The 26,997-nt window shown below is 50.8% G+C and carries 13 protein-coding genes and 1 pseudogene; 7 read left to right on the top strand and 7 right to left on the bottom strand.

Features of this window, described 5'->3' with window-relative positions; all coding sequences use genetic code 11:
* Positions 1 to 5: 5 nt before the first annotated feature.
* On the bottom strand, positions 6 to 188 hold the full coding sequence (locus EPA93_RS44030) for a hypothetical protein (RefSeq protein ID WP_129893640.1): 183 nt from the start codon (positions 186 to 188) through the stop codon (positions 6 to 8).
* A 383-nt stretch (positions 189 to 571) separates the two neighbouring features.
* Between EPA93_RS44030 and EPA93_RS44025 the strand changes: the two genes are divergently transcribed.
* Together EPA93_RS44025 and EPA93_RS44020 are read left to right on the top strand one after the other, a co-directional pair.
* Positions 572 to 2,182, top strand: a complete 1,611-nt coding sequence (locus EPA93_RS44025; RefSeq protein ID WP_242527257.1) for a pyridoxal phosphate-dependent decarboxylase family protein — start codon at positions 572 to 574, stop codon at positions 2,180 to 2,182.
* A gap of 532 nt (positions 2,183 to 2,714) precedes the next feature.
* Positions 2,715 to 3,782, top strand: a complete 1,068-nt coding sequence (locus EPA93_RS44020; RefSeq protein WP_129893639.1) for a helix-turn-helix domain-containing protein — start codon at positions 2,715 to 2,717, stop codon at positions 3,780 to 3,782.
* Here the strand turns inward: EPA93_RS44020 and EPA93_RS44015 are convergent.
* Positions 3,779 to 4,138 carry a response regulator transcription factor gene (locus EPA93_RS44015; RefSeq protein WP_129893638.1) on the bottom strand — a complete coding sequence of 120 codons (360 nt, stop codon included), beginning with the start codon at positions 4,136 to 4,138 and terminating at the stop codon, positions 3,779 to 3,781. The genes EPA93_RS44020 and EPA93_RS44015 overlap by 4 nt on opposite strands.
* 525 nt (positions 4,139 to 4,663) lie before the next feature.
* On the opposite strand from EPA93_RS44015, the gene EPA93_RS44010 reads away from it, so the two are divergent.
* Entirely contained in the window at positions 4,664 to 6,250 is a 1,587-nt protein-coding gene (locus EPA93_RS44010) for a DUF4082 domain-containing protein (protein WP_207229363.1), read from the top strand.
* A 171-nt stretch (positions 6,251 to 6,421) separates the two neighbouring features.
* On the opposite strand, the gene EPA93_RS44005 is transcribed toward EPA93_RS44010, so the two are convergent.
* The 4 genes and pseudogenes from EPA93_RS44005 to EPA93_RS43985 form a co-directional block, all read right to left on the bottom strand.
* Entirely contained in the window at positions 6,422 to 7,096 is a 675-nt protein-coding gene (locus tag EPA93_RS44005; RefSeq protein WP_129894837.1) for a response regulator, read from the bottom strand.
* Positions 7,096 to 9,075 (bottom strand): sensor histidine kinase, encoded by a 1,980-nt coding sequence (locus EPA93_RS44000; RefSeq protein ID WP_129893636.1) that lies wholly within the window; start codon positions 9,073 to 9,075, stop codon positions 7,096 to 7,098. Before EPA93_RS44000 ends, EPA93_RS44005 begins: the two co-directional genes overlap by 1 nt.
* Positions 9,076 to 9,218: 143 nt before the next feature.
* A pseudogene (locus tag EPA93_RS43995) lies at positions 9,219 to 10,946 on the bottom strand (MFS transporter).
* Between the two features lie 11 nt (positions 10,947 to 10,957).
* The gene (locus EPA93_RS43985; RefSeq protein ID WP_129893633.1) at positions 10,958 to 12,172 is read right to left on the bottom strand and encodes a cytochrome P450 family protein; all 1,215 of its coding nucleotides are present in this window, start codon (positions 12,170 to 12,172) and stop codon (positions 10,958 to 10,960) included.
* Positions 12,173 to 12,572: 400 nt separating this feature from the next.
* On the opposite strand from EPA93_RS43985, the gene EPA93_RS43980 reads away from it, so the two are divergent.
* A complete protein-coding gene (locus EPA93_RS43980; RefSeq protein WP_129893632.1) occupies positions 12,573 to 14,252 on the top strand; it encodes a restriction endonuclease in 1,680 nt (559 codons plus the stop codon).
* Between the two features lie 109 nt (positions 14,253 to 14,361).
* Here the strand turns inward: EPA93_RS43980 and EPA93_RS43975 are convergent, their stop codons facing one another.
* Positions 14,362 to 15,273, bottom strand: coding sequence for an alpha/beta hydrolase (locus EPA93_RS43975; protein WP_129893631.1), 912 nt, complete (start codon positions 15,271 to 15,273; stop codon positions 14,362 to 14,364).
* A gap of 892 nt (positions 15,274 to 16,165) precedes the next feature.
* Here EPA93_RS43975 and mads6 point away from each other — a divergent pair.
* The 3 genes from mads6 to EPA93_RS43960 are packed head-to-tail and all read left to right on the top strand — an operon-like array spanning position 16,166 to position 26,957.
* Positions 16,166 to 20,110, top strand: coding sequence for a methylation-associated defense system protein kinase MAD6 (gene mads6, locus EPA93_RS43970; RefSeq protein ID WP_129893630.1), 3,945 nt, complete (start codon positions 16,166 to 16,168; stop codon positions 20,108 to 20,110).
* A gap of 17 nt (positions 20,111 to 20,127) precedes the next feature.
* Positions 20,128 to 21,840 (top strand): methylation-associated defense system protein MAD7, encoded by a 1,713-nt coding sequence (mads7, locus tag EPA93_RS43965; protein ID WP_129893629.1) that lies wholly within the window; start codon positions 20,128 to 20,130, stop codon positions 21,838 to 21,840.
* A 2-nt stretch (positions 21,841 to 21,842) separates the two neighbouring features.
* Positions 21,843 to 26,957 (top strand): ATP-binding protein, encoded by a 5,115-nt coding sequence (locus tag EPA93_RS43960; protein ID WP_129893628.1) that lies wholly within the window; start codon positions 21,843 to 21,845, stop codon positions 26,955 to 26,957.
* The last annotated feature ends 40 nt before the right edge of the window (positions 26,958 to 26,997 follow it).

The raw sequence follows: 26,997 nt of genomic DNA, 5'->3' as shown, positions 1-26,997 counted from the left end.
TGATTTTAATTATCCAGGATCTGGATATTGCCAAAGGGACTTTTTACCATTGGGGCAAGGAGTTTGCCGAGCCCGATGACCAGGCCTATCCAGAAAGGGGTCATCAAATTTCCCAGGAAGAGGAAATTCACCTTCTCATAAGTGCCAAAAGATGTTCCTCTCTCAGAGAAAGAGTTTCGGGTGCTCATACCTGCATGCAGCGCTCAAAGCCTCTGGAACGCTTTTCTCACTCCACACGTTGCCATTCAGCATACAGAATGTGGGCCTGCTTGCCTTTGAGCAAGCGAAGCAAGCATAGATGAGTCTACATCTATATTCTGAAGCTACATTTTTTCAGGTCAACTTCAGACGTGGATATGAAAATCTGCTGGAAGTGCTCAGTTCACCGGGTATAAATTATCAAGCATTTACTGGCTTACCGAGAAAACGCAAAAGGCTATCTACCGACAGTGAGATTGTCTTGCCTTAACGAATATAAGCAGGAGAAGTGACAATACATGATAGAAACTGAAAAGTCCAAATATCGAGTCAGCATCGACATGGAAGAAAATGTTAGCAGGAAAGGATAACGATGACTAACTCGATACACAATTCCCCGTTCCCCGTTTGGGAAGAGGGAGCTGACTTATCTTCTCCTCTGGCCATGACACCAGAGGAGTTCCAGCGTCTTGGCTATGCGCTCATCGATGCTGCCACTCTCGCTTTGCGTGATCTTCGAGCACGTCCTGTATACCAACGTGTGCCTGAAGATACGCGCGAGGCACTTCTCAGTCAGCCCCTGCCCATTGAGGGCCAATCCAGCGAGGATCTTCTTGCCTTCTACAAAAAGACGATTTTCCCATATCCTTTTGGTAACGATCATCCACGTTTTTTTGCCTGGGTCAATTCGAGTGCCGCCCCCATTGGAATGTTATGGAAATTGGCAGCCACTATTACCAGTCCGAGTATGGCAAATGGAGACCACGCCGCCCTTTACGAAACCTATGCTGTCATTCGCTGGCTCATGGAGTTGGTTGGCTTTCCAGTTGATGCTGACTATCCAAGCGATGAGGGAAGTATGGGCATTTTGGTAGAAGGCGGCTCTCTCGCATCGTTCCATGGTTTGGCAGCAGCACGACAATGGGCTGCGATCAATGATGGCTGGGATGCTCGCAAGGAAGGAATGCAGCATGACCACCGGCGTCTCATCATATATGCCACTGAAGAGGGCCATAGCTGCCTGATTAAGTCGGCAGAGGCGTTGGGATTCGGAGCCCCAAGGATTATTGCCACAGATAGTCAATTTAAAATGGATCTCAAGGCCCTTAAAGCGGCTATAGATGCAGACCGTCAACAAGGGCTGCGTCCTTGCTGCGTCGCCGCTACGGCAGGAACTGTAGCAACCGGCGCGATCGATCCGCTAGAAGCCCTGGCCAATCTTTGTGAGCAGGAGGGGCTCTGGCTCCATGTTGATGGTGCAATGGGAGGCTTTGGCGTGCTCGATGAGCGCAAGGCTCATCTCTATATAGGAATGAATCGAGCGCACTCGCTTGCTCTTGATCCGCATAAATGGTTAAATGTACCCATTGACTGTTCTGCGTTATTGGTACGCAAAGGGAAATGGTTGCGCCAGTCGTTCAGCAAGATTCCTTCTTATTTGTGGCTTGAGGCTGGCAAAGGATTTGGTGGAGTGTTGCCAGGATTTGCAGAATACAATATTAAACAGACCCAACAATTTCTCGCGGCCCCTCTAGGAGCAGTGCTACGCTACGCTGGTCGCGATGGTCTTGCGCATATGATTGCTCATCACAATACGCTGGCGCAGTATCTCGTCGAACGTATCGCCGAATATGCCGACCTCGAATGTATGGCTCCCGCCGAGTTATGTATTGTGTGTTTCCGGTATGTTCCCTCTGAACGAAGAGATCAAGAGTTTTTGAATATGCTCAATAAACGCCTCACAGAGATGGTACAGGAGCGAGGAAAGGTTTTTCTGCACCATGTTATGCTAAAAGAACACCTGGTCCTTCGTGCCTGCATCATGCATTATGCTACCAGTCAGGCAGATCTTGACGCTCTGATTGACGAGGTTCGCACAGTTGGGGCCTTATGCATGCAGGAACATCTAGCCAACTTTCCCTCAACTAACATAGAATACTTGCCATCCCAGCGTGTGCAGCATAATAAAGAGTTGGCAGATTAACGATGTATAGCTAAGCTCGACCTTGTACATTTCCAGCTTAGTACAGGAGGGCCAAATAACTGCTCAAACATGAGCGGGAGGCCCTATATTTTTACCAAGTCTGTGGGTTGACGTGGGAGAAATCTCACAGACCCACAGATGGTGTCAGTCGATAGCAAGTACATCTATACGCTGGCCTCGGCTGGCACAAAGGTCACGACAATGAGCAGGAGAAGTTAGCAACTCGTATGCAATAATGATTTTTATAGCCTCAAATTTATATAAAGCCAGAGCAGCATTTTGTCAGCGCTTGCATTGAAGCTGACATTGAGCTATAAAGCTCGATAGGCGCTTATCTGATAAAAAAATCGAAGCAGCTAGAGCGATCTCACAGATCCTTTTGAGCTCTCGTTAACTAGCTTCAGGCGTAGCTTACCAATGACATATTAGTCATAGCTACGTGACAGGGCATGCGCTATCTGCTATGCTTTGTTCAAGCTACCAATGATCATTTTTAGCCGACAATAAAGCTGGACTTTGCAAAGGCAAAGCTATGAAAAAGCAGGTATCGTCATCCCCATTACGTTGGGAACGAGAATCGCGCGGCTGGTCACGCAGCTATGTCGCGGAAGAGCTCGAAGTGGACATTGCAACTGTAGGACGCTGGGAACGTGAGGAGAGGCTTCCCCAGCCCTACCATCAACAAAAACTATGTGCGCTCTTTGAGAAGAATGCTCAGGAACTTGGTTTTCTGACAGCGCCAGCTCCGGAGGGGCACGCGCAGAACCTCAGCCTTTATTCCCCACCCACCTCTGAGCAGCTTGCTCAATCCTCCGAAGTTCCGGAGCCGGCCAGGCTGCAACAATCCAGACATATACAACCTGAGGTCAGTTCTCCAGGCTATAAACTGATACTCTGGTATAGGCCGCCGCTGATCATTACCATATGCCTCATCATCCTGATAAGTGGCACGGGAATAGGCCTCTACGCCCTTCTCACCTCCCATACGGCCATCCCGCAAACAAAAGTTTCTCCACCAACAGAGGCCAGGCCAACAACAGGTCTATCAACCATGACCACACGACAGAAACAAACGCCTGTAGCTGTTAGTCCACTACCATCGACTACCAGTACTTCTCAGACTACACAGCGCACTGAGCCGGCATCTGCGGCCAGCGTCTTCTCGTTTGAAACAGATAGCCAGAGCTGGCGTATGCTCAACGGAAAGGGAAGCATTTCGAGCGCCTATGCCAAGGACGGTTCCCATTCTTTCCAGGCAAGTTTCAGCACCCCTACCGGGCCCGATAATCCCTACGCCTTCGTTAGCGGCATTCCCCAACTTGCTACCATCCAGGCTGGTCAAACCATTAGCGCTGATGTCTATGTGGCAGGCTCCGCCCCTGTTTCTGCAGACATTTCCCTGCAGAGCACGCACCAGAACCATAACGGAGGAATCTGGTACGATGGAGCCATAACCGCACTCCCTACAGGCTCCTGGCATCGACTGACATATGCCGTTCCTCTAGCCGCCCCGCCCATCTCTACCATCGGGCTTGATTTGTACTGTAAGTCGCCAAGCGGCGTGGTCTCAGTTTATATCGATAACGTAAGCTGGCGCTAACTGCAGTTAAAGCCATCAGAGGCTTCGCTTAGCAAAATATAGCCATAACCAAGAATGCAGTAAACATAGAGCCCCGAACCCCGAAGCTTGCTGCGAATCTTATCAATATGCTTATCCATTGCTATACGTACTTTGTCATCAGCAGCGCACTGGTAGACCTTACAAGCTAGCTCCGCATACATCACTGGTAGCCCATGGCGCAAAGGGAAAAGAAGACGATATTGGGTACGTGTGAAGGTAAAGACCTTATTACCAATATGTATGCGCTGATGGCCGATATCCCATCGGACATCGCTGATACCTACCACCTGTTTCAGCGTAGTATCTTGAGCTCGCTGCTGACAATAAGCTGCCATATAGACATGTTACTCCTTTCTCCCAGGCAAACTGCTCAAGGTCCATATAACGGCCTCAAACAATCTGCAACTATGACTTAGTAAGCATCATCAAATAGATAACCAGGCGCTATTTTCTCCCCACGCCATCCCAAGCAGGATGGAATCTGTGAAGAGTGTACCCGGGAATAATCCATCTGAGAAGCACATATCAATGATATTCAGGTGACATATATATGACAGATCGCCGGTCGCTACTGCTATCTTTGCCCAAACCTGAACTTTGCAGCCCTGCCTGCTAAGATCTGGGTCTCGCTATCGTAGAGCGCCAGCCTCCCTTGCTATGCAAATCTGGCTGTATTTCAGAAAGCCTGACAACCATTCTATCTCCGAGAAAAGGAAGCCTGTATACCTCTAAAAGGTAGAAAGGAGGGAAAAAAACTAAGGTAGTGGTACCAACATCATTGTCTTCTTTTGCCTCATACTTTAAAAATCTATACAAGCTTCCTCGCGATGAAAGTTAAATTTATCTATATGGAGTTTTTGATGAAGAAAACAACGGATCAAGATCCTTACCAATCTGCAAATGCTTCACCTGACCCAGGATATCCAGGCAAGCACACCAGCCTGTGGAAGCGCCACTCCAGGCTGGTAGTGCCTACGTCGCTTGTGCTTGTGGGGCTACTTACGGCTATTTCCATAGCTTCAGTGTACAATGTATTTGCTGCTCATCCCACGCTTGTGAGTTTGTGGAATAACACGACGCCAACCAATACCAGTGCAAACGATGATAAAGCTATCGAGCTCGGCCTACGCTTCACGACCAATGTAAACGGAGAAGTGTATGGTGTTCGCTTTTATAAGGGAGTCGGCAACAGTGGAACGCATACTGGTAGCCTCTGGAGCGCGAACGGGCACCTGCTCGCCAAAGCCACCTTTAGCCAGGAAAGCCAGACAGGCTGGCAAGAAGTGAATTTTAGCAGTCAAGTGGCAATTACAGCCGGCACCACTTACGTAGCTTCTTACTTTGCTCCTCGCGGACACTATGCCTATGCTTATAACGCCTTGAAGCACAACACAGCCACAGGAGTATTGACGGCCTTGAAAAATGGCGGTGTCTATACATATGGTGGAGGATTTCCCAGGACAAGCTATCAGGCGAGCAATTATTGGGTTGATGTACTCTTCTCGCCACAATCATCTTCATCGCCCATAACTCCAACGCCACAACCGTCTACCCCTCCTGCCCAACCAACCCCCACTAGCAGCTCACCTGCGCCAACCCCAACAACCACAGATCCTACGCCAACATCGCCCACAAAGTGTAGTACATTTAGTTCATGCAATTTCCCAGATGCTAGTAATACTGGTGCTCCTTCTAGTCTCCAACCTAAGAGTGAGAGCGGAAATATCACAATCAATGATGATAATACGGTGATCGACGGAGTTGACCTGACTGGCTCGTTTGACGTCTATGCCAATAATGTGACTATCAAGAACAGCCGTATCACATCCACTAACTGGTGGGGAATTAACCAACGTCAAGGATATAGTGGCCTGAAGGTCCTTCACTGCACGATCACAGGTGTCCCCGGCAAAGGGCCTGACAATGGGGGTGAGGACTATGCAGTCTCCAATATGGGAGATGGAAGTATTGAGGTTGCTTACAATAATATCTCACAGTTCGGCGATCAGATCTCGATGGGCACAGGCAACATCCATGACAACTATGTTCATGACATACAAGCCTTCGTCAATCTCGGTGGAGAATATCAGCACACTGATGATATCATCTCTGATGGTGGCACTACTGAGCCGTTGATCATTCGTCATAATACCCTGATCAACGAGACCACAGCCTCTACCGGCGCCTCAGCTAGCGTGGGTCTGTTCGCTGATACAGGGAGCGTGAAGAACTCGATAGTCGACAACAACTGGATTGCTGGTGGCGCCTATGCGCTCTACTGTGGCGGAAACGGATCGACAAATATCAAGATCACAAATAACGTCTTCTCAACCGAGATATTTCCTTCCGTTGGCGTCTACGGCCCAGTCGCATACTGGAATCCTGACGGGGACGGCAATACATTTAGCGGCAATACTTACTCAAACGGAGGACCTGTTACTCCTTAACTTGTGCTAAAGCTGCGTCAAAGCAGGTATCCTTCTAATATGGAGAGGCTTTCACTTTTGGATAGTAAGCAAATTTCAGGGCATATGTCCAAAGCAGGAAGGCCTTTCCCGTTTATACTGATCTGGGCTCATTAGCACAAAGAATTCTCGCTCCCTGTTCCTAATGGCGAGTCAGAAGGTTTGCTTGTTTCTACGGTATTCCCGATCTAGTCCTGCCTCTCTTGCTCGCATCATGGCCTGTGTCCGGTCTGCTACTTGCAGCTTATTGAGAATGGCGGAGACATGGTTTTGTACCGTCTTGAGTGAGAGAGTCAACTGTTTCGCAATCGCGGCATTGCTCTGCCCCTGGACCACGAGTTGGAGGATCTCACGTTCACGCTCTGTAAGGTCAGGAAAGGCCAGTGCAGCTGCTGTTGAAGGCAGGGCGTGAAAGTAGTGGATCATCCGTTGGGCAATCAGCGGACTAAAGATAGCCTCCCCTCGATAAACTGCGGTGATCGCTCTTACAAGTTCATCCTGATCAGCATCTTTGAGCAGATAACCACGCGCTCCGGCTCGCATCGCGGCAAAAACGGTATCGTCATCATCGAACATGGTGACGACGAGTATACTTATCCGGGGAAACTGCTGGAGAATGCGGCGCGTCGCTTCGATGCCATTAATCCCCGGCATCTTCATATCCATCAAGATGACATCCGGCTGCTGTTGGATGGCCAGGGAGATCACTTCCTCGCCACTGGCAGCTTCACCAATCACGCTCATCACTGGGATCGCGCGCAGCATCGTACGCACTCCTTCCCGGTAAAAGTGATGATCATCGGCAATCACGAGACGAATTGCATCTATCACAGGATTCCTCTTTCTATAGGAAATGGGAGGCGAATCGAAACCTGTGTGCCTCCCGTCACGTTGGCGGCAATCGAGCAGCTTCCTCCTAGTTCTGCGGCTCGCTCTCTCATCGAGCCGATGCCAACACCTGGCACTATAGGAGAGGGCACGCCAATGCCATCGTCGCTGATCTCAATGATAAGCCATCCTGAGGATGTAGCGAAAAGACGCAGGTGGCAGGTCCGGGCCTGGGCATGGCGAACGACATTGGTAAGAGCTTCTTGAAGAATACGATACGCAGCTACCTCTACGGCTGCCGATAGGGGTGGAAGTGCTTCGGGAAGATCAAGGATAACCTGTATCTGTGCATGCCGAGCCCCTGGGATGATCTGCTCCCTGATAGCCGCCAGCAGTCCCAGCTCCTCCAGGATTGGAGGACGGAGCGCGTAGACCATGCGCCTCATCTCAGCCAGCCCGGCTCTGGTCTGTTTTTTCAAGGCCTGAAGTTGGGCGATGGACTCCTGCGGATCGGTATGTACAAGCTGACAGGCAGCATCGAGGCGCTGCGAAAAGCTGGCAAGAGTCGGACCAAGACTATCATGAAGCTCACGCTGAAGACGACGGCGCTCTTCCTCGCGTGTGTTTACAAGGCGCAGACGTGCCTGCTGAAGATCTCGTGTCGCCCGTCCTGCATGCACTGCCATACTGGCCTGGCTTGCCACTTCACCTAGCATTTTCACCTCTGTAGAGGAAAAACTCTCGCCAGGGGTGCGTGGGGCAAGGCACAACTTTCCCAGAGCTTCGCCTTGATAGGTAAGGGGCAACCTCAGCGTATACTGCCAGTTTTCAGCGCCATAACGGGCTACCTCGGTCCATGTCTCGCCCTCTTTGAGCACAAGGGCTGCGCCAGGGAGTTTGAGCGTCTGAGCAATCGTTGAGACGATTACTGGCAGCACAGACTCTGGCGCCAACGTGGCCTCAAGCTGCTGGCCTAAGCGCCTCAGCACTGCCAATGGATTGTCCCGCTCGCCGTAGAGCAATCGATTCACCAAGCTTTGCAGGTATGTGCGCAGAGGTTGGAACAGCGCTGCAATAGTTCCCAGCGCCAGGAAGGAAAGCAGCGGATTGTTCGGGCGCTGGAGAAGCCAGCCCAATCCGCCCACAATCATCACGTAAGCGCCAAGGATACACATTGTTAATGCGCCATACGTGAGGGTGCGATTCAGGAGGGTATGTACTTCCCAGAAGTGATACTGTACAATAGCACGCCCAAGTGCGAATGGCACGAGCAGCATCGCAAGCGTGAAGAGGGTGTCTAGCACAACGACGAACAGGATATGGTGAGGAAACTTGATCAGGAGAATACCTGTGAGGAGAGCGACAGTATTGGCAAAGAGCATTGCCTTGACGATGGCTCTGGTCTGCGTCCGCTGCTGTCGATGCGCAATGCGCCAGTACCAGTAGAAAAAGAGGAAGAGCAATGTCTCTCCAAAGACACGTACCCAGCTGACCAGTCCAATGGAGAGACGCGGAAAGGATGGCAGGGCCGTGTTTACTGCATAGGCCACCAGGACCAGCGAGACGACCCAGGCAATCAGCACACCAACATCGGTCCTCTTTCTTGTTTGCCAGAAAAGAGCGATGCCCAGAGCAAACCACACGCAGGAAAGCAAAAAGACAAGCACAATCTGGTATGTGATGTACCATGTAGCCGGGATCTGAAGAGTTTGTAATTCCTGCGCCTGGAGCGGAGCCAGCCCGCAAGAAGCCTCGGCGCAGACGTGCTGATACTGGGTAAAGAGCCAGGGAAAACGCACGAAGGCCTCCACGAGCAAGGAGAATATGCCGAAGCACCAGAGAACGCGGGCAGTCCACAGCAAGAAGGGCTGCCGCCTGTTCGTTCCAGCCTCCAGAATCTGCAGCAACGCTGACAGGCGCTGCCGGAAATAGTTTATACGATACTTTCTCAAGCACCATGAGAACTTTCTTTGCATCATTCCTCCTGCCTATTGCCCATCTCTCTTGTGTTGGTCATGATAGCATATTCTCCATTCCAGTTCGGGAACAAGGCAAGCGAGAGAGTATGCATCCTGTTCCCGATAAACTATTTACTCTATAGCATCCTCCTCGCTTTATCCGGCTACGGCCTGCGGGCAGTGAGAGGTCGGCGCCTGACAAATGCGAAGCCAGTTATCACCATTCCAGCAAGAATCATGAGCGCGGCGACCAACCAGGCTGTGTGATAGGCCTTGACAGCCTGGATCTTGAAGAGGCTGTTGATACATGCACTCAGGGCCGTGAGATTGGGGCTGACCTCTTCCCTGATCTGTACCGACGTACTGCCTGGTAGATGCTCGACAAAGGCTGGCAGATTCACGGTCACGCTGCCTTCGCCGCTCACCGTTATACTGTTCAGGTGCGCTACAATGTGAGCGCGTAGGAACGTAGGAAGCGCGGTATCTACTTGCACAAGAGCCACAGCTTGCGCTCGTGCCGAGAGCATATTTATTTGTGCCTGACCCAGAAAGATGCTCAACAGCAGAGGCACGCCAAGTGCTGCACAGAGTTGCCCACAGGTCGTAAAGACGCCGCTGCCCGCGCCAAGCCTGGCGCGGGGCACTTCAGACAAGACGATGGCTGGCAGGCTCTGCGCCATCAAGCCCATGCCCGCTCCGATCACCACGCAGCAGCCGACGATGGCACTCTCGCTGGTCTTGAGAGAGGTGATGCTAAGCAGGAAGAGACCCAGGGCCAACAAGCTCAGACTAACAATGCCAATCAGCCGCACATCGATCCGGCTGCTGAGGATGCCTGCAAGCGCGGCGGCCACCAGGGTCATTGCAGTAATGGCGAGCAAAATCAGGGCGGCATGAATCTGCGTGTATCCCAGCAGAGTAATGAGATAGTAAGACAGCAGTAGCAGTGTGCCCGGCACGGCCAGCCCATCCAGGCAGGCGATAAGATTGGAGATGCTGAAGCTGGGAATCTTGAAGACCTTGAAATCGATCATAGGATCATTTTGCCTTCGCTCGATCAGCACAAAGAGTAGCAGAGCGACGAGGGCGATCCCACCCAACAGCAAGGAAGATGCCGCCATCCAGCCCCACGCATTTCCCTGTATGGCCAGAACCAGGCAGAGTAGGGCGACTGACAAGCTGACAATCCCGGGCCAGTCGGTGTGCCCGCCAAGGCGAACATCGCTAGTTTCGGGGACGAACCAGGCCACGAGCACCAGGGCGATCAGACTACAAGGCAGACCAACGAGGAACAGCCAGATCCAATTCAGATGGGCGATCAGGACGCTTCCTAGCAGCGGGCTGCCTACCTGCATCAGGCCAGAGCAGGCCATATAGATGCCAATAGCTCTGCCGCGCTTTCCTGCAGGAAAGAGAGCCGTAATCGTTGCTAGAACCACGACATGCAGCGCTAAGCCAATCGCCTGAACGATGCGAAAGCCGGTCAGTCAGTTAACAGCAGGTATGCCTGTCAGGGCAGCCACAGTTGGCGAGAGTGCGCACAGGACACTACCTATACCAAAAATGAGCATTCCTTGCAGCAGCAAGCGCCTGCGCCCATACTGATCGGCAAAACGGCCAACAGGAATGAATAGAATGGCCGTCACCAGGCTGGTAATGTTGACCACCCAGGAGATGGTAGTCAGATCCGTTCCCAGAGCTGCTTGCAGCGAGGGTAGGGCAACTTGCAAGGCCCTGGCATCGAAAAGAGAGGTTATAGAGATCAGGCAGAGCGCGGCCAATGCCAGCCAGGGATTGGCCGGCTTGCCCCGGATAGTGAAGAGAAGGGCAGGCGCGGATGACTCGTCGCTTGTGATCGTAGAAGGGCAAAGGGCATTGCTAGTTTTTTGCATGTCTCTCTCTTTCACTGTTTATTGGCAAAGGTGACCGGCAAGCTGGTAACTCCCCGCAAGAAGAGGTTATGGTTCCAGGTCAGCCGCTCGGGATCATCGACCAAGCTTAGCTGAGGCAGGCGCCGCAGCACTGTTTCAAGCGCAATCTGTCCTTCCAGACGGGCTAGCGGCGCACCCAGACAGAAATGGATGCCCTTGCCAAAGGCCAGGTGCGGATTCTTCTGGCGCGTAATATCCAGGACATCTGGCCTAGGGAACTGGTGCGGATCGAGATTGGCCGCACTCAAAGAGATATACACTTTCTCGCCTTTGCGTATGACATTGCCATGCAGAAAGATGTCCTCTCCAGCGACACGAGGGAAAGCCAGGCTCACCGGAGGCGAATAGCGCAACAGTTCCTCGACGGTGGAGGCAATCAAGGAGGGGTCGCGCTGCAAAAGGTGAAGCTGGTCAGGATGCGTGAACAATGCCAGAACTCCGTTGCCGATCAAATTAACAGTCGTTTCATGCCCGGCAACCAGCAGGACGAAGGCGATAAAAATGATCTCGTGCTCTCCAAGGCGCACTCCACCTTCCTCGACCTGGATGAGACGGCTCATCAAGTCACTACCTGGATGGGCACGCTTTTCGGAAAGCAGCGTCGTTATATAGCGCGTCAACTCCCGGCGTGCGGAAGCCTGGACGGCCTGTTGGTGTGCATCTTCGGGGGTATTGACAATGGCCTGTGACCAGGCGCGAAAAGACGTGCGATCCGTGACGGGAATGCCCAGCAATTCAGAAATGACAGTGATGGGCAACGGATAGGCAAAATCCGCAATGAGATCCATGTGTCCCTGATCCAACACCGCATCCAGTAGTTCATCAGTGATCTGCTGAATACGTGGGCGCAACTGCTCGATCATGCGTGGCGTGAACGCTTTGGCAACCAGCGGACGCAGGCGGGTAAAATTGGGGGTATCATGGGTAGGCTCGTTCTGTATATTCCCGGATACGTCCTTCTGAGAGGATGCCTGTTGATCGTGCGTAGACACCTCATGTTGGTTTTGCACACATGGGTCAGTCAGAAGGGCGATGGCATCGTCATAGTTTATCACAAGCCAGGCCGATGCCCCATCCGTATCGGTAAAGTGGTAGAGCTGTCCTTGTTCGCGCAATTGAGCATAAAACGCGCAGGGATTGCGCTTCGTTTCCTGAGAAACGAGATCATGAGTAGTGATATGCACCATTCTTTTCAGTTTCCTTTCGTTGTGAAATGCCGCCTCCCTCTCCATCCATGCCCAAGCATACCCAATGCTGTTTCCCGCTGTCATGAGGATGGGTTCCCGATTGAGCCGGGAAATGGTATTAAGGAAGCGATCAAAAGGGAAGGGAGAAACTGAACTCTGTTCCATTCATGGGTAAGGAACATATAAAAGAATGGCCTGCAAGAAAACAGATAAGGATAGGTGCATGTTCTATCCCATATCCTAGATTGTAAAGAGAAGATACAAGCCAAACAGCAAATAATACTAGAAATCTTTCTATCTTGCAGCGCTCTTCATTCTCTGCTACTATTAAGCTCTACCAATCTATTAGTGAGGATCACACAATAACAAGCATTGTGTAGTGGAGAAGGAGAAAGATGCAATGACGCGAAGAAGTGGTCTCTTGCAGGCATTAGTACAAGCACAACGAGAAGCCCAAAGAAGACAAGCAGCCCAACTGCGTTCCCTGGAACAAGTTCAAAGAAGACAAATAACTCAATTGCGTTCCCTCGAAAAAAAGCAAGAGAAGTCAAAAAAAGATGCTGAGAAAGCACAAAAAGACTATGAGCGAGCACGAATTGCCAATCAGAAAGAACAGGAAAAGCTTTACGCCCAATCAAGAATAGCGCAAGTCCAGTGGCAGAATGCTCAACTAGATCAGCAGGTCAGCTTATTTGAACACCTTCTAAAGAGCGCCTTGTCAACCGATCCTTATATAGACTTACAGACGCTTAAACAAGCTCCTAACCTTCCACCCTTTAATCCAGGTCCTCTTGCTATCGCGGTAGCTCCTCCACAACCCTATAGGCCGCCCGAGCAGAATAGTCTTCAGAAATTTTTACCAGGGGCAAAAGAAAAATATGCGCAGGAAGTTGTGCAGGCGCAGGATATGTATAGGGCGCAAATGGCAGCCTATATGGCACGTGAAAATGCGCGACAGCAAGCCCTCGTACAGATGAAAGCAAAATATGAACAACAAATTATCGAGGAACGACGAAGAGTTGCCCAACAACACGCCGAGATAGATGAGTTTCAGAAAAGCTTGCTCTCTGGTTCTCCAGAGAGCATCGTCGATTATTTCAGCATGGTTCTTGCTTCAAGCTCCTACCCCGACAACTTTCCGCAGCACCCAAAGCTTGCTTATGTTCCAGAATCAAGGCAGCTGGTAGTTGAATATGATCTCCCCCCGTTTGAGCTCATTCCTGAAATAGCCTCCTACAAATATGTAAAATCAAAAGATAGTGTGACAACAACAGCTCGTCCGCTTGCACAGCGAAAAGCCTTATACGTTTCTGCCATTGCTCAGATTACGCTTCGCACTCTTTACGAGCTATTCAAAGCAGATCGTCTGAAACAGCTGGATACAGTGGCGTTTAATGGCTATACCAGTAGCGTAAACAAGGGAACTGGACACGCAATCCGCACATGTCTTATCACTGTTCGTACCAGCCGGGATGTCTTTACCGGCTTGAATTTGAGTCAGGTGGACCCTCAGGTATGCCTTGCTACCCTCAATGCATCTATTTCTAAAAGTCCGGCTGAGCTCATTCCAGTCAGACCAGTTATGGATTTTAATATGGTTGATCCCCGCTTTATTGAGGAGATTGATGTGCTCTCAGGCTTGGATCAGCGCCCCAACTTAATGGAGCTTACTCCTTCAGAATTTGAATCGCTGATCACCAATTTGTTTCAGAAGATGGGCCTGGAAGCACGACAAACACAAGCATCACGCGATGGAGGAGTGGATTGCGTGGCATTCGATCCTCGTCCTATTTTCGGCGGAAAGGTTGTCATCCAGGCTAAACGCTATAAGCATACAGTTGGCGTAAGTGCCGTACGTGATCTCTATGGAACCGTACAAAATGAGGGAGCTTCAAAAGGCATTCTTGTGACAACTAGTGGATACGGCAAGGCCTCTTTTGAATTCGCTGAAGGCAAGCCATTAGAACTACTCAGCGGCAGCAACCTACTCTATTTGCTCAAAGAATATGCAAGCCTTGATGCAAAAATTCAGATGCCTGAATCCTGGCAAGATCCTCAACCCGATCGCGAAGAGGGCTAGATAACAGGAGATATTCTAACTTGGAGAGGTCTTCGCCTTTGGGCAGCAAATTTTCAAGTCATGTGTTCAAAGCTGGAAGGCCTCTCCATTTTATACTGATCTGGGCTAACTATTTTTCGGCGCTACATGCGTTGACCAGCTCGCAAACAGCGTTCTGGACGTCTGTTGCCAGCTTTTCGACGTAGGGCAGATGTCCCACTCCTGTTTGTCGTATATGTCGGGTCTGTGTTGTGCCAACGGAGGCCAGAAAGCCTGCAGTATCGGCCTCGCTCGCAAATGGATCAAGGTCACCAGTCACGACAAGAATCGGACAGTTGATACGCTCCGGGGCCTTAGTGTGTGGTAGCTTATCTGCCGCTAAATAGGGCCCAACAGGATAGGCATAGGCTGTCCCAAAATGAGCCTGATGCCAGGCTGTTACTTCGGGAGAAGCTGAAGGAATAAATAGCTCCGGCCACTCTTCCTCGGTCGTAAAAGCGTAGCCACTGGGAGCCTGGCGCGCCTCTTCCAGCAGCTCATCAAGTGGGATAGCCGTAGAAGAATGTATCAGGCCTAACAGGACCAATCCGGCAACGCGTTCTGGTTGCTGTTCGGCAACGGCAGGAGCAACCATCGTACCAAAGCTTTCACCAACAAGAACAACGCAGTTAGCTCCAGTAACCTCACGCACATAATCAAGCACTTCAAGCGTATCAACTACCGATGTTTCGACGGTGACTGCCTGCCCATTCTCTACACGACTGGAGCGACCATGACCCCGAAAATCGAAGGCAAATGTGCGAGATCCATTCCTGGCGAGGGCATCTACAAGCGAAACATCCTGCAAGGGCACATCGAAACCCGCACTGTCCATCGCGGCACCATGGAGAAGTACCACCGGAAGTTTCTGCTCCTTCCCTGGAATCCACTTCTCCCGAATATAGAGATCGACCCGAGGCTCAATACGCAACAATGTCTCACGCACACTGTAGCCATTATCCAGGTGCAATTCTGGTCCAATTCGCGTCTTATCAAGCTGCATAAGGGAAAACCTCACTTTTCAAAAATTGAAAGCATGTTTTACAACATGCTGCCTTAGCGGCAAGCAATCTTCTCATTAAGCAAGTTAAAGAGCTACTATCATCTAGCGCTAAACTTTTTTCTTGTGAGAGATTATACACAAATCATGCTCGGATTAACCATGCGCTTGATATATTTTAATCCATCGATACATCTTGTACAGGCAGCAAAGGCTTGCTCTGTATTCTATAAAGGCACATTCTCTGAACGTAGCTTTTTATTCCAGACAATCTCTCTATTATATCGACTCCCTGCAGCTTCACAGGTATCTTTACTAAGCTTTACCTACTTATCATGCAAACATATCATATCGCTGAAATATGGACAATTCGAGTATAAAGCGGGATGACGGCAGGATTCCAGCAATTCTATTGCATATGGTATTCTTACCTACAGTTCTATAGCCTTTCTAGGCAAAGTTACCAGCGATGCCCATTCCACATATTCCAACTATATTGCCGATAGTACTTGTTACTTCGTCTCTGTCTACGTTATAATAATGCAGCAGTGTCAATAGTATTTGAAAGGAATAATTCCAAAGACTTATTTTCCAAACAAATATAGCAGCAATCATGCGCTTAATACTGATCTTATTTTGCTAGGCGCAAAAATTTAATGCAATACATCTGGGACGATCAAAGAGTGGTAGTGTTTAGACAAGCATATACGGAACTTCTAAAGGACAGGCAATATACACCCATCCCTTAACATTCTACTCCGGCAGTGAACTCTTTGGTCATCTTTCCAGGGTTGCCAGGTCTCAGCAAGCGAAAGCAAATTCTCGTACAATCCGCTTGCCAGGCCACAACAAACATCACTATAGGCCATGTTATTTGATTTGGTAAGGAGTGTTCATGGCTAAAATTTTTTCAGCGGGTGATTTCGCTACATCTGGAGAGAAGCAGGTAGCTCAAGAGTTGGAAAAACTTCCCAACCAGTGGGTTGTTATTTGCAATAAAACTCTGGCTACTAATAACGGTCGTACATTCGAGATCGACTTCATTGTAATAGGAAATCATTGGATCTTTCTACTCGACGAAAAATCCTGGCGCGGCCGCATCCGGGGAGATGAAATGCAATGGGTGCGTCATGATGGTTCGGCTGAACGCAGCCCTTTACGTAAAGTAGATATTGTGGCGAAGATCATGGCCGGACATCTGCGCTCGCATATCATTGATCTGAGCAAGGTAGAAGAGCACTACGTGCGTGGGGGAGTGGTCTTCTCTGCGCTGACGCAGATGCCACCTATCAAGGATCGCCTGGCCAGAGAAAACATCTTTCTCCTTCCCCAGCTTTGCGAGAGCTTGCAAAAGTTGGATCAGCAGGGCGGCAGCGCGCTTGTCAGACAAAACCGCCACCTGATTCAGAAGAATCTGTACGACTTATCCAATCGGCCAGACATTCCTCAGCAAGTAAATGAGTCTTACCAGATCGAGGAAGCCATTCAACTGCGCCCGGGAGTTCGCTTGTGGCGCGCAACCTTTATAGAGACGCAGGAGCCGCGTCATCTGCTAGTTTATGACCTGGGCCAGAATTCTTTACATCGCGAAGAACTGCGTCAATTTTACCTACGTGAGTACAAAGCCTTGAACGCGCTTCACTCCACTGGTCTGGTCCCCGATATGAACGATCATTTTCTCTGGTCGGAAGATTTCTTGATCCTACCCATCAAACCGTTACCAGGGAAGGCCATTAGCGCCTTTGTGATGCCGCGCACGCGCGATGAGTTGATTAAAGACCTGCAAATAGCTACTGAGGCCTTTAAGGGCCTGGCGACTATTCATCAGCATGATATCATCCATCGCGCCATCTCACCCGAAGCACTCCACCTTGTCACCGAACACAACAAAACTCGTGTAGCCTTCACCAACTTTTATGCCGCCAGAATCAATACCCATGGCCATTCCATTGCTTCCTCACTCGATGCATTGACCATCGATGATCCCTACGCAGCGCCAGAAATTGCCTATGGCTACGAGTTCGCCCAGCCAACCTCGGATGTCTTTAGCCTGGGACTTATCTTCCTGGAACGCTGGTCACAGGTTTCCATGGAAGAGCTACGAACAGAGCCCGATAAGCCCGCCCAGATCCAAGATCTCCAAGCGCACTGGTCAACGCTTCCTCCCGAGATTATTCAGGAATTGACTGAGTGTTTGCAAGCGATTTGTGGTACCGAGCAATACGAGGAACGGCCACGAGCTTCGGAGGTAGCCCAGACGCTCAGAGATCTTAGCAAACGCCTCAAGATCGAGGCCAGCATTCAGGAAAAGAAACGCCTCGACAATCGCTATATTGTGCACAGCATCCTTGGCCAGGGCAGCACGGCGCGCACCTACCTGGCATTCGATGAGATCAGTGATGAATGGTTCGCACTCAAGCAATTTCTTAATCCCTCGTCGGCCGCAGCTGAGCAGGCCAAGAACGAGTTTAAAGCCCTCTGCAAATTACAGCATCCCAACCTGCCACGCATATATGAAATTTCTCCCTTGACTAATGATGTGCACATCAAAATGAGCCGTATTCCCGGGCCAACTTTGCAGGAAGTTGAGCAAGAGCTGCCCTGGAGTATCGATAAGTGGTGGAACTTTGCCCTGGGCTTAATGAGCGCCGTCGAAGAGCTTGAGAAACACAATATTCTCCATCGCGATATTAAGCCTTCCAACATTATTCTGCACGAGGATGATCAGCGCCCGGTCTTGATTGATTTCGGCTTCGCTATCCCTACCAATGTAGAAAAATCCCTGGCTGGTACCCTGCACTATCTTCCCCCGGAAGCCTTTACCTCCTCCAGGCCGCCAGCTAGTAGTGACCGCTATGCGACAGCGGTTGTTCTATTCAAAACACTTACCGGACAGCTCCCGTTTAAGGAAACAAGCCACGGCTATGAGCGCAGCCTGGGCATTCCCACCGACGTCACCAATCCTATAAGGCTCAGGCTGGCCGAAACGCTGCTCAAAGCCCTTGCCAATAACCCTGAGGAGCGCTTCACTAGCACGAAAGAGCTCCGCGAGCACCTGCAAACTATTCTGTTAGCCCCTGAGATTGTGACTGTGCCGCCCGAACAAACACAGGCCTCTTCCCTGCTCGTTAATCCCTGGGTCAATAAGTTACGCAGCCTCTACCGCAATAGTCTGCTCGGCAACGAAAATAATCGCGGCTTAGACAACGACTTCGTACGCGACACCTATGTCGATACCGGACTAGATAGCGAGCTCTTACCGCTGCTCTTCAAAGTCAAACCCAGAGTTATCTTTCTCTCTGGCAATCCAGGCGATGGCAAGACAGCCTTTCTTGAACGTGTTCGACAACACATAAGCCAGTCAGGTGGCAAAGAAGTAAAATCCGATAAAAGCGGCTGGGAATGGCACTACCAGGGCCATGTCTATCGTAGCTGTTACGACGCCTCTGAAGCCAATCGGGGGCAGAGTGCAGACGAACAACTCAGCCAAAAGCTGGCAGGTTTAGAAGGAGAAGAGCAAGCCACGATCCCTTTGACCGTTCTGGTAGCTATTAATGATGGCCGCCTACTCGACTTCTTCTCGCGCTACCGCCAACGTTTCGGCTGGTTATCGCGTCAGCTCAGTGTAAAGGGCCCGGAGCTAAAAGATCGTCCGGCCTGGCTTATTGACCTCAAGAAGCGTGCCTTTGTCGCATTACCTGAGAGCGACGGCCTTTCCATCTTCCAGGAGATCCTGCTGTCGCTACTTGATATCGACAATTGGCAAATCTGCCAGGGATGCAGCGCGAAAGCTATCTGTCCCATTCGGAAAAACATCCAGAAGCTTAATAAGGCTAACACTACCCATCGCTTGGAGCAGCTCTTTCTGCTCACCCACCTACGACGGCAGCAGCACATTACTATGCGCGATTTGCGCTCGGCAATCGCCTACATCGCGACCGGCGACCTTGGCTGCAGCGATGTCCATCAAATATATCAGGGTGGAAGCAATCTTTCAAATCTGACCCGCTACGACTACTGGCAACTTGTCTTTGCGCCCCAGGAAAGCAAGCGGCTCGATGCGATATTTAACGACTTCCTTACCCTTGATCCTGGCCAATTCTCCAATCCTCGTCTTGACCGTTTTCTCCATTTTCACCAGGAAGAAGAACACAAGGCCAGGCGAGCGCAACTTTTCCGTGACAAGACAGATCTGGCGCGCCGGCGCTTCTCTAATGAACAAGAGTGGATCGCGGCCTTCAAACGGCGCCTCTACTTCGAAGCACCAAATGAGATTGCACACAGCCTTGGATTACCCCACCTTCGCTGGGAACAGCTTCTTCCCTATAAGCACGCAGGGACATTTTTTGCTGCGCTCAAAGGTCAGGCAGACCTGGAAGCGCTCAAAGCGCAACTGGCTTTCGGGCTCTTGCGCTCCAGTTCGGGCGTCGCGGGTATTGCCACACAAGGACAACTGAGCATAACCGTTGAGGCCTCGGAAGAACATCAACTCATAGTGCTCAAGCAATTTCCCCTTGCCGATTTTCGGCTTAGCGTTGACCATCCACAACACAGCGAGGTGATCGAAGCAATTCCAGAGATCCTCATCCTTGAGCATGAGAGCAGAACGCCACGCATGGAGATCACGCTGGATCTCTTTGAACTCCTGATGAGGTTGGCAACAGGACTCCAACCAGGCGCTCAGGAATATGTACCGCTCCTGGAGGACCTCAAAATATTCAAGAGTACGCTGCTCCTGCAGGAAACTCGTGATCTGGTCCTGATTGAGAACAAGCAAAAAGTTCATTATATTACTCAGCAGAATGGCAAAATTGTGCGCAGTAACGTTCCCTTGCGCTAGAAAAGCAAAGTGAAGATATGAAGATATCGCTTCCCAAAGAGCTACGCGGCACCAAATTTTCCAAAGTGCTCAGTATTGAGCTAAACAACTTTGATATTGAGCGATTATTGCCAGCACTATTTTTCATAGTTATAGCTGATGGGCATGGAACAGTACGAAGGTCCAAAGAACATGATACAGTTGACAAATATCTCGGCCTATTATTCTCGCATCCCGAGCTAGAAGGTTTTGAGGGAGAAGAAGGGAAAAAGCTCCTTGATCGGCTGATACGTACTACGCTTATAACTACTTCGAGAACTGGCCATAACCGTAGCAACGAAAAAGTTGCAGCTATTAAATCCTATTCATTGCTTGCATTAAAAACTGCAGAAAATCAAGGGCTACGTAAGGTCGATATTTTTGTCTATCAGGCGCTAAAAAGTGTCATCTCAAAAAATGAAGATCTCAAACAGTTACTGAAGCAAATTTTTGGTAAAGGCATCATTATTACGCCCAGGCCGAATGTAGGAGGTAAGTATGATAGTCAAACTCCATTAGACACTTTAACCCTCCTCTCTATTATGTTCCTGGACGGCTTCCAAAGTTCAGCATCGCAGTTCAATCGTGATAAAGATCTGGGAAAGGGTTCATGCCCTTCCCTGATACAGGCTTTTGCAGAAGATATGATATGCTACATCACAGCGTATCACGATCTCATGCCAACCCAGGCTTTTATGCAATATTTGCAAGGTTTAATAAGGTTTGAGCTGTTCATCTACACATTAAAAACGGCTCGGGCAATTAACGAACTTGTAGCGCAACCAGAATACCTACCTAAAGCGATGCAAGACAACTTTCAATCTTCAAATCCCCAAATATTTTTAGATTTTACAGGCAAACTTGTGGAGTCTTGCGATTACATATCGAAAAATAACGTGAAACGTGATATAGACACATATAGACAATTTTTCACGTCAAATCTTCTTCTACGACAACTTGACAGGTACATCAAAGAGTTGAGAGGTCAGAGATGGAGGAGTCTGATAGAGGAGGCCGTAGAAGGATGCGAGTGCGGCCCGTCCTATCTCAAGGGTCTCTTGCTTCTTCAAGAGCATCCCAAATTAAGCCCCTATATTACTGCAGCAGCGATAAGGGATGAAGAGCTAATACGCCAAGCTAATCAATCCAGCGAATCCGAAGATAATAGCGAGAAGCAAGACGGTATAATCAGCTGGGTTGATGCTATCGCAGATACTGGAGAAACAGATGTGGAACGCGTAGTTGCACTTCTTGCTGAAGCTCAGAAAGGGGAGGGTATCAGCAATTATTTAAAATGGATTTGGAATGTAGGCGGAAATGATCATCCCTTTAGCCTGATCGATGGGCGACGCGGCTATCGGCCGTCGTGGAAATACGCGCCAACAAATGAGCTGCTTTCGGTGCTGGTTCAGCTAGCAGCAGCGCGCATCGGACCCGGAGAAGGTCAACAAAAGAATGACAAGGGCATTTACACAATCCGTCTACAAGATTTCCTCACGTTCCTGGAGCAACGCTTTGGTATTCTGGTTGACCGCCCACCAGCCCAGTTTGAGGGCGCAGAATATGTAGCGGCGGCCCGCGAAAATTTGCGCGCGATGCTGCGCCGCCTGCGGCAGATGGATATCTTCCGCGACCTATCCGACGATTTCACGGCTCAGCGTCTGCGCCCTCCTTATGCAGGTGAGTACCTGGAACTGGTGGAGGCTCAATAATTATGAATGCACAAAGAACCGAAATCCTGACCAAAGAGATCAGCAAACACTTCAAGAATACTTCTGTGGGACACTGTGCCCGCGTTGACTTTTTGCCTCGCGAGGAAGCCCGCGCAATCTGCCAGCAATTTCATCAAGTCCAGGCAGGCAATGGTATCAAAGCTTTTCTCCTACAAGGTGGCCAGACAAACGCAGACGATGAGCTTAGCATTGCCGCCGATCATGCCATAGAGCTACGCAACCGCAAAGAAGAGAGCATCTGCCTTTTCGTCCCAATGGATATCGTTGATGCAACAGCCAGTTCTCTGGGAAACTCGTTTGCCCTCATCGATGGGCGCACGCTGTATGATAGCCTGCTCAAGCAGTTGCGCGCTCGGCTCTCAAATCAAGCTCAGCGAATCGTGCAGGGCGTCTTCAACCAGTTACGCGGTATCCTTAAGGTCAGTAAGGAGCAGCAGATCAGCTTTGTCAGCGCGCTTTTGGAGCGTGATGAGCAGCACCAATTGGAGCAGGCAGGCCTTGAGTTATGGCGCGTGGGCCTCATTGCCGATGGCCAATCTGTTCTCGGCGAGAATGAAGCTGCGTTTATGGAAGCGCTCGACAATAACAAACGTTGTGTCAGAGCGCTGGTGTATCCAGGCCGCCTACAAGCCTCGCTCCCTGAACGCATTCAAGCTTTACTTGTAGATGAGCAGACTGGTCAACAGCTAATAGCCTTCTTCCGCGGACGCAATCTTAACGATCCACGTAGCTGGTCGCAGGCGCTTATTCAGGCCGGGCTAACCTTTGAGCGCTGGCGCTTTCCTGAAGAGGACCACAGCGATATTAAAGAGGTACAAATACAGCATTTCCTGGACAGCGCAAACAAGGTCGAGCGCTACACACATCTCCTGCAGCCCAATGGGCCTGGGACAGATCTACTCATCCCTTGTGGTCCTAAATCAAGCGTGGTTGTACGCTGGAAGGTAGAGCCGCCCAACCCACGCAATCTCAAATACTGGCGCGTTGAGCTCCTGCCCTTGAGCGTCCTGGAAGGAGACACGGATCAGGATAGTGGCATCGATCTTCCCTCGCGCGAGATTCCTGCCAGCCGCCGCAATCTGACCATCAAGCTTGATTTTGAGCTAGAGCGCCAGTTAGGCGTATTTGTGCGCGTCACCCCCATTGAGGTTTCTGGACAGCCAGTCAGTTATCAAGAAGACCAGGGAGGCTCAGAGAAAATCATCTATGCTGATAGCGATGAGTTTTTCCTGATGCCCGAAAGCGAATTCGATGAGGAAGACAAAGGGAAAGAACTTCCACGTGAGACGCGCAGCGAGGTCAGCACTATTGCCCTGGGCCGGCTGGAGCAGGCCTTACAAACACGCGCCACATCCCTGGAAGAATCCGGCGCTCAATGGAGCAGCGGTGAGCTTGAGTATTTCAGCCTGCGCCTGGATAATAAACGCGCTATTACGCTGGGCCTGAGCTCAGTGCTGAAAGAGCTCGAAGACAGGACCCTACGCGGCTCGCGTGGTGGAGGAATGTTCCAGCTCCTGGTTGATGAGGTCAAACGCGTCTCTGCCGATGCCTGTAAGGACCGCTATATGCTTTATGGCGATGACGATAGCTGGAGATCATTCTGGAACGCCCGTGAAGCCCTATTCAGGAGCATACGGCAATCCGACCCACGGCACTTTATCGAAGTTGTGCAGTGGAAACCTGAAATAACGAGCGCGGCGGTACGCTATGTACAAAGCTATCAGGCTCTACTGCAGGCCTTGCTGCAGAAGGTGAGCAGAGATGGAGAAAGACAGGCAGAAAGGTGGGCTGAGATGCGCGAAGCCATGTCGCTCGATACGTTACTCATCCGCGTACGCGATGGCGCGCAAAAGATTGAGGAGGCCCTGGTCATACTTCCTACCCATCCATTGCGCATCGCCTGGTTGGTGGGTTATACACAATTGCTTAGCAACTGGGAAGAACAACTCTTGGAGCGTACCAAGCCAGCCACGCGCAAAGGAGCGCTGGATTTAGAGGCATTGCGCATGCTTTCGCCAATCAATACGCCTGCCTTCGCCTTCCACAGCGATTCGCCTGAGCAATTTGTCTTCTTCCAAAATCTGCGCTTTTATCATGGCGTCTTGCTTCCTGTTGGCGTACCCGATCCCCATCGTCGCTATAGCGAGCTCGCTACCATTCTGGGCGCAGATCAGGACCAAATAACGATCGGAACCATCCAGCCTGAGCAATTAGCGAATCATCTGGCCAAGTTCATTGAGCTCCATCCCTACATCCAGACGCTGGTTACCACCCTCATCAATCCTGACCGCGGCGATTTCTTTGCCGAGGCCCTGAAACAGCTCGCCTTGCCCAAGAATGAGGAGGAAGAGGGAAGCGAAGAAAGTCGCATCTCGGCTTTCCAGGTGACCTCATATGTAGAAGACGAACGCAAAAGCTCGGTACAGGCCCTCAATCGCGTGCGCCAGACGCTTGAGCGCTTCGGCAATAGTGGTGGGAGCTACTTTTTGCCCGGGCTCTCTGCTACCTTGCGTACGATTGAACAACTCGAACATGATGATCTGGCCGACGCGCATGTCGCCGTCGTCTCAGATATTACGCGGCCAACGCTTACAGCCTACGGGGCAACAGAAGGAGAAATAGAGGCGAGAAGCTTTGCCCTCTATGGTCTCCTTTGTCGCTTTGTGCCCCAATTGAAAAGAGATGCTTCCGGTCTTATCTGGCGCTATCAGATCCTTACTGAGCGCCTGAAGCCAGCAGAGACCCACCCGGTTAAAACTCAGTATAGCGATATCCTGATCCAGCTGCACACCACGCTACTTGAGGCAGGCGCGCGCCTGCTAGGTGGGGAGCCTGGCAGCCAGCCCGCCCTTCAAGTCCATCTCGACGAGCCTCGCCGGCGCCTACTCGAACGCTTACATCAAAGTGCGAACTGGGTTATTACGCTCGATCGCTTCTTCGCGCTCGACTATTACGATTCGCCGCATATCGAAAGTCTTAACGAGGTGGCACGCAAATATGTCCTCGATTACTCGCCCGAGTTTTCTGAAGGGCTGGGGCATCGCCTGATGATTACAACATCCTGGCATGAAGAGATCGGCAGCCTCTTACGCCAGGCCATGGAAGAACGTGGCATCTCTGCAATAGAGAGCAGTGTGAGCCATCTACTCCATCACCTTAAGCTCGTTTCTGGCAGCCTGGCCCTGCAAGCCCTTGAGTCGCGCACAAGTGCCTCAGGAGCGGTTGGCCTGGGAATAGTTACTGCCTGGCTGCAAGGGAAAAATCGCCTGCGCCAGAGTGTGCTTGTGCCTGTTGACCTGCATCCTCGCCTCTTTGCGCGCGAAGGGAAACAATCGACGCAGGCGGGCGATCGCCGCTGCGACCTGGCTTTATTTACTTTGAAACGCAATATTGTCGATGTAACTTTTATTGAGGTCAAGTGGCGACGCGGACGCGTTTCCATCGATCGTTTAGGCGAAGAAATGCAATTACAAATGCAGGCTTCTCGTCGTGCTTTGGAGGATCACTTCTTTAATGCAGAACGCATCGATGGAGCTCTACAGCGCTCACATCTAGCCAATGTCCTGCGCTTCTATTTTGAGCGCTCCCGCCGCTACGGACTCTTTGATCCTGAACAAGAGCATACGTTTCTTGAACGCCTGAGCGAGCTCGAAAAAGCTGGTTTGGATTTTCGCTACAGGTACGAAGGCTATATTGTGAGCCTGGATGAACGAGCTACAGCTACTACTATCAATGGGGCCAAGATTCGCGTACTAACCGCTGCCGATTTTGATACTCAGCGCTTCCCCATCATAGCCTCATCCTCTCTATTTCAAGAGAGCACCCTCCCTGAGACTGATATGGCTCTTGATGAAGAAAATGGCACGGACATGGGAATTGCTGACGAGAGCGACGATGATCTATTAAGAAACGAGGTGATGCGGCGGCGCACTGCGGTATTAGAGCCCCTGGATGCCGTTGCCGAACCAATGACGGTTGCCCGGGATAGCGACCTGAGCCAGCCTTTCCAGTATGCAGTTCAAGATGGAGAGCCGCATGCTGTTGGTCAGGAAGTTGCCATCGGCCTGGGTAAGGCGCTTCAAGGTGGGGAATGCCACTGGCAGCCAAGCGTTAAGGGCAGTCCACATCTTTTTATTATCGGTATTCCCGGCCAGGGAAAATCCTGGACAATTACGCGCCTGCTTATCGAGTTGAGCAAGCAGCATGTTCCTTCGCTCGTTCTCGATTTCCACGGCCAATTCTCCGATCCCGCTGAGCCCTTCACCCAACAGGTAAGGCCGCATGTTCTAGATGTCGCGCGCGGACTACCTTTTTCGCCCTTTGAATGCTCTTCTCATGGCGAAGATGCGGATATCATCGCTAATAGCCTGGAGGTCGCCGAGATTTTTGCCCACGTGACCGGCCTCGGCCCTATCCAGCAAGACACGCTCTACCAGGCTCTTCTCAGCGCCTATCAGGAACAGGGTTTCGGCAAAGCAAACGGCTCGCAGCAATTAGCCTATCCTACCCTGGAGAATGTACTTGAGCAGATTAAGCGCCAGGGTAGCAATCGGAACGCAGACATTATTCTCGCGCGCTGCCGTAGCTTGCTTGAAATGAATCTCTTCCGTCCAGAACAGAGTGAAGTCAATCTCCTGACCCATATTCGCAACGGCCTGGTCCTGGATTTGCATCGCGTACTTGAACGTTTACAGTTAGCGGCAGGAGCCTTTATCCTACGTAAGGTCTATAAAGACATGTTCCGCTGGGGTCCAACCGAGCAACTGCGCCTGGCTATCGTTCTGGACGAAGCTCATCGCCTGGCTCGCGACGTTACCCTTCCCAAGATCATGAAGGAGGGACGCAAATTTGGGGTAGTTGTCATCGTGGCCAGCCAGGAATTAACCGACTTCCATCAGGGCATCATCGGCAATATTGGCACTAAGGTCATTTTCCGAGTCAATCACCCCGACTCGCGCAAGGTTGCTGGCCTCCTCCAGGCTCCATTGGGTGTGGATCTCGGGCGGCAGATCGCACAGATGCAGGTGGGCACAGCCTACGTCCAGACGCCGGATATGCCTCAGGCGTCGAGGGTACAAATGCATCCTCTGCGCTAAAGCCCAATCAGAGAATAGGCAGGCTCTCAGTACGGAAGTC

The organism is Ktedonosporobacter rubrisoli, from assembly GCF_004208415.1.
In the GTDB taxonomy this organism is placed as follows: Bacteria; Chloroflexota; Ktedonobacteria; order Ktedonobacterales; family Ktedonobacteraceae; genus Ktedonosporobacter; species Ktedonosporobacter rubrisoli.
Note: the sequence above shows the minus strand (reverse complement) of the source record. Positions and strands in the feature narration are given on the sequence as shown.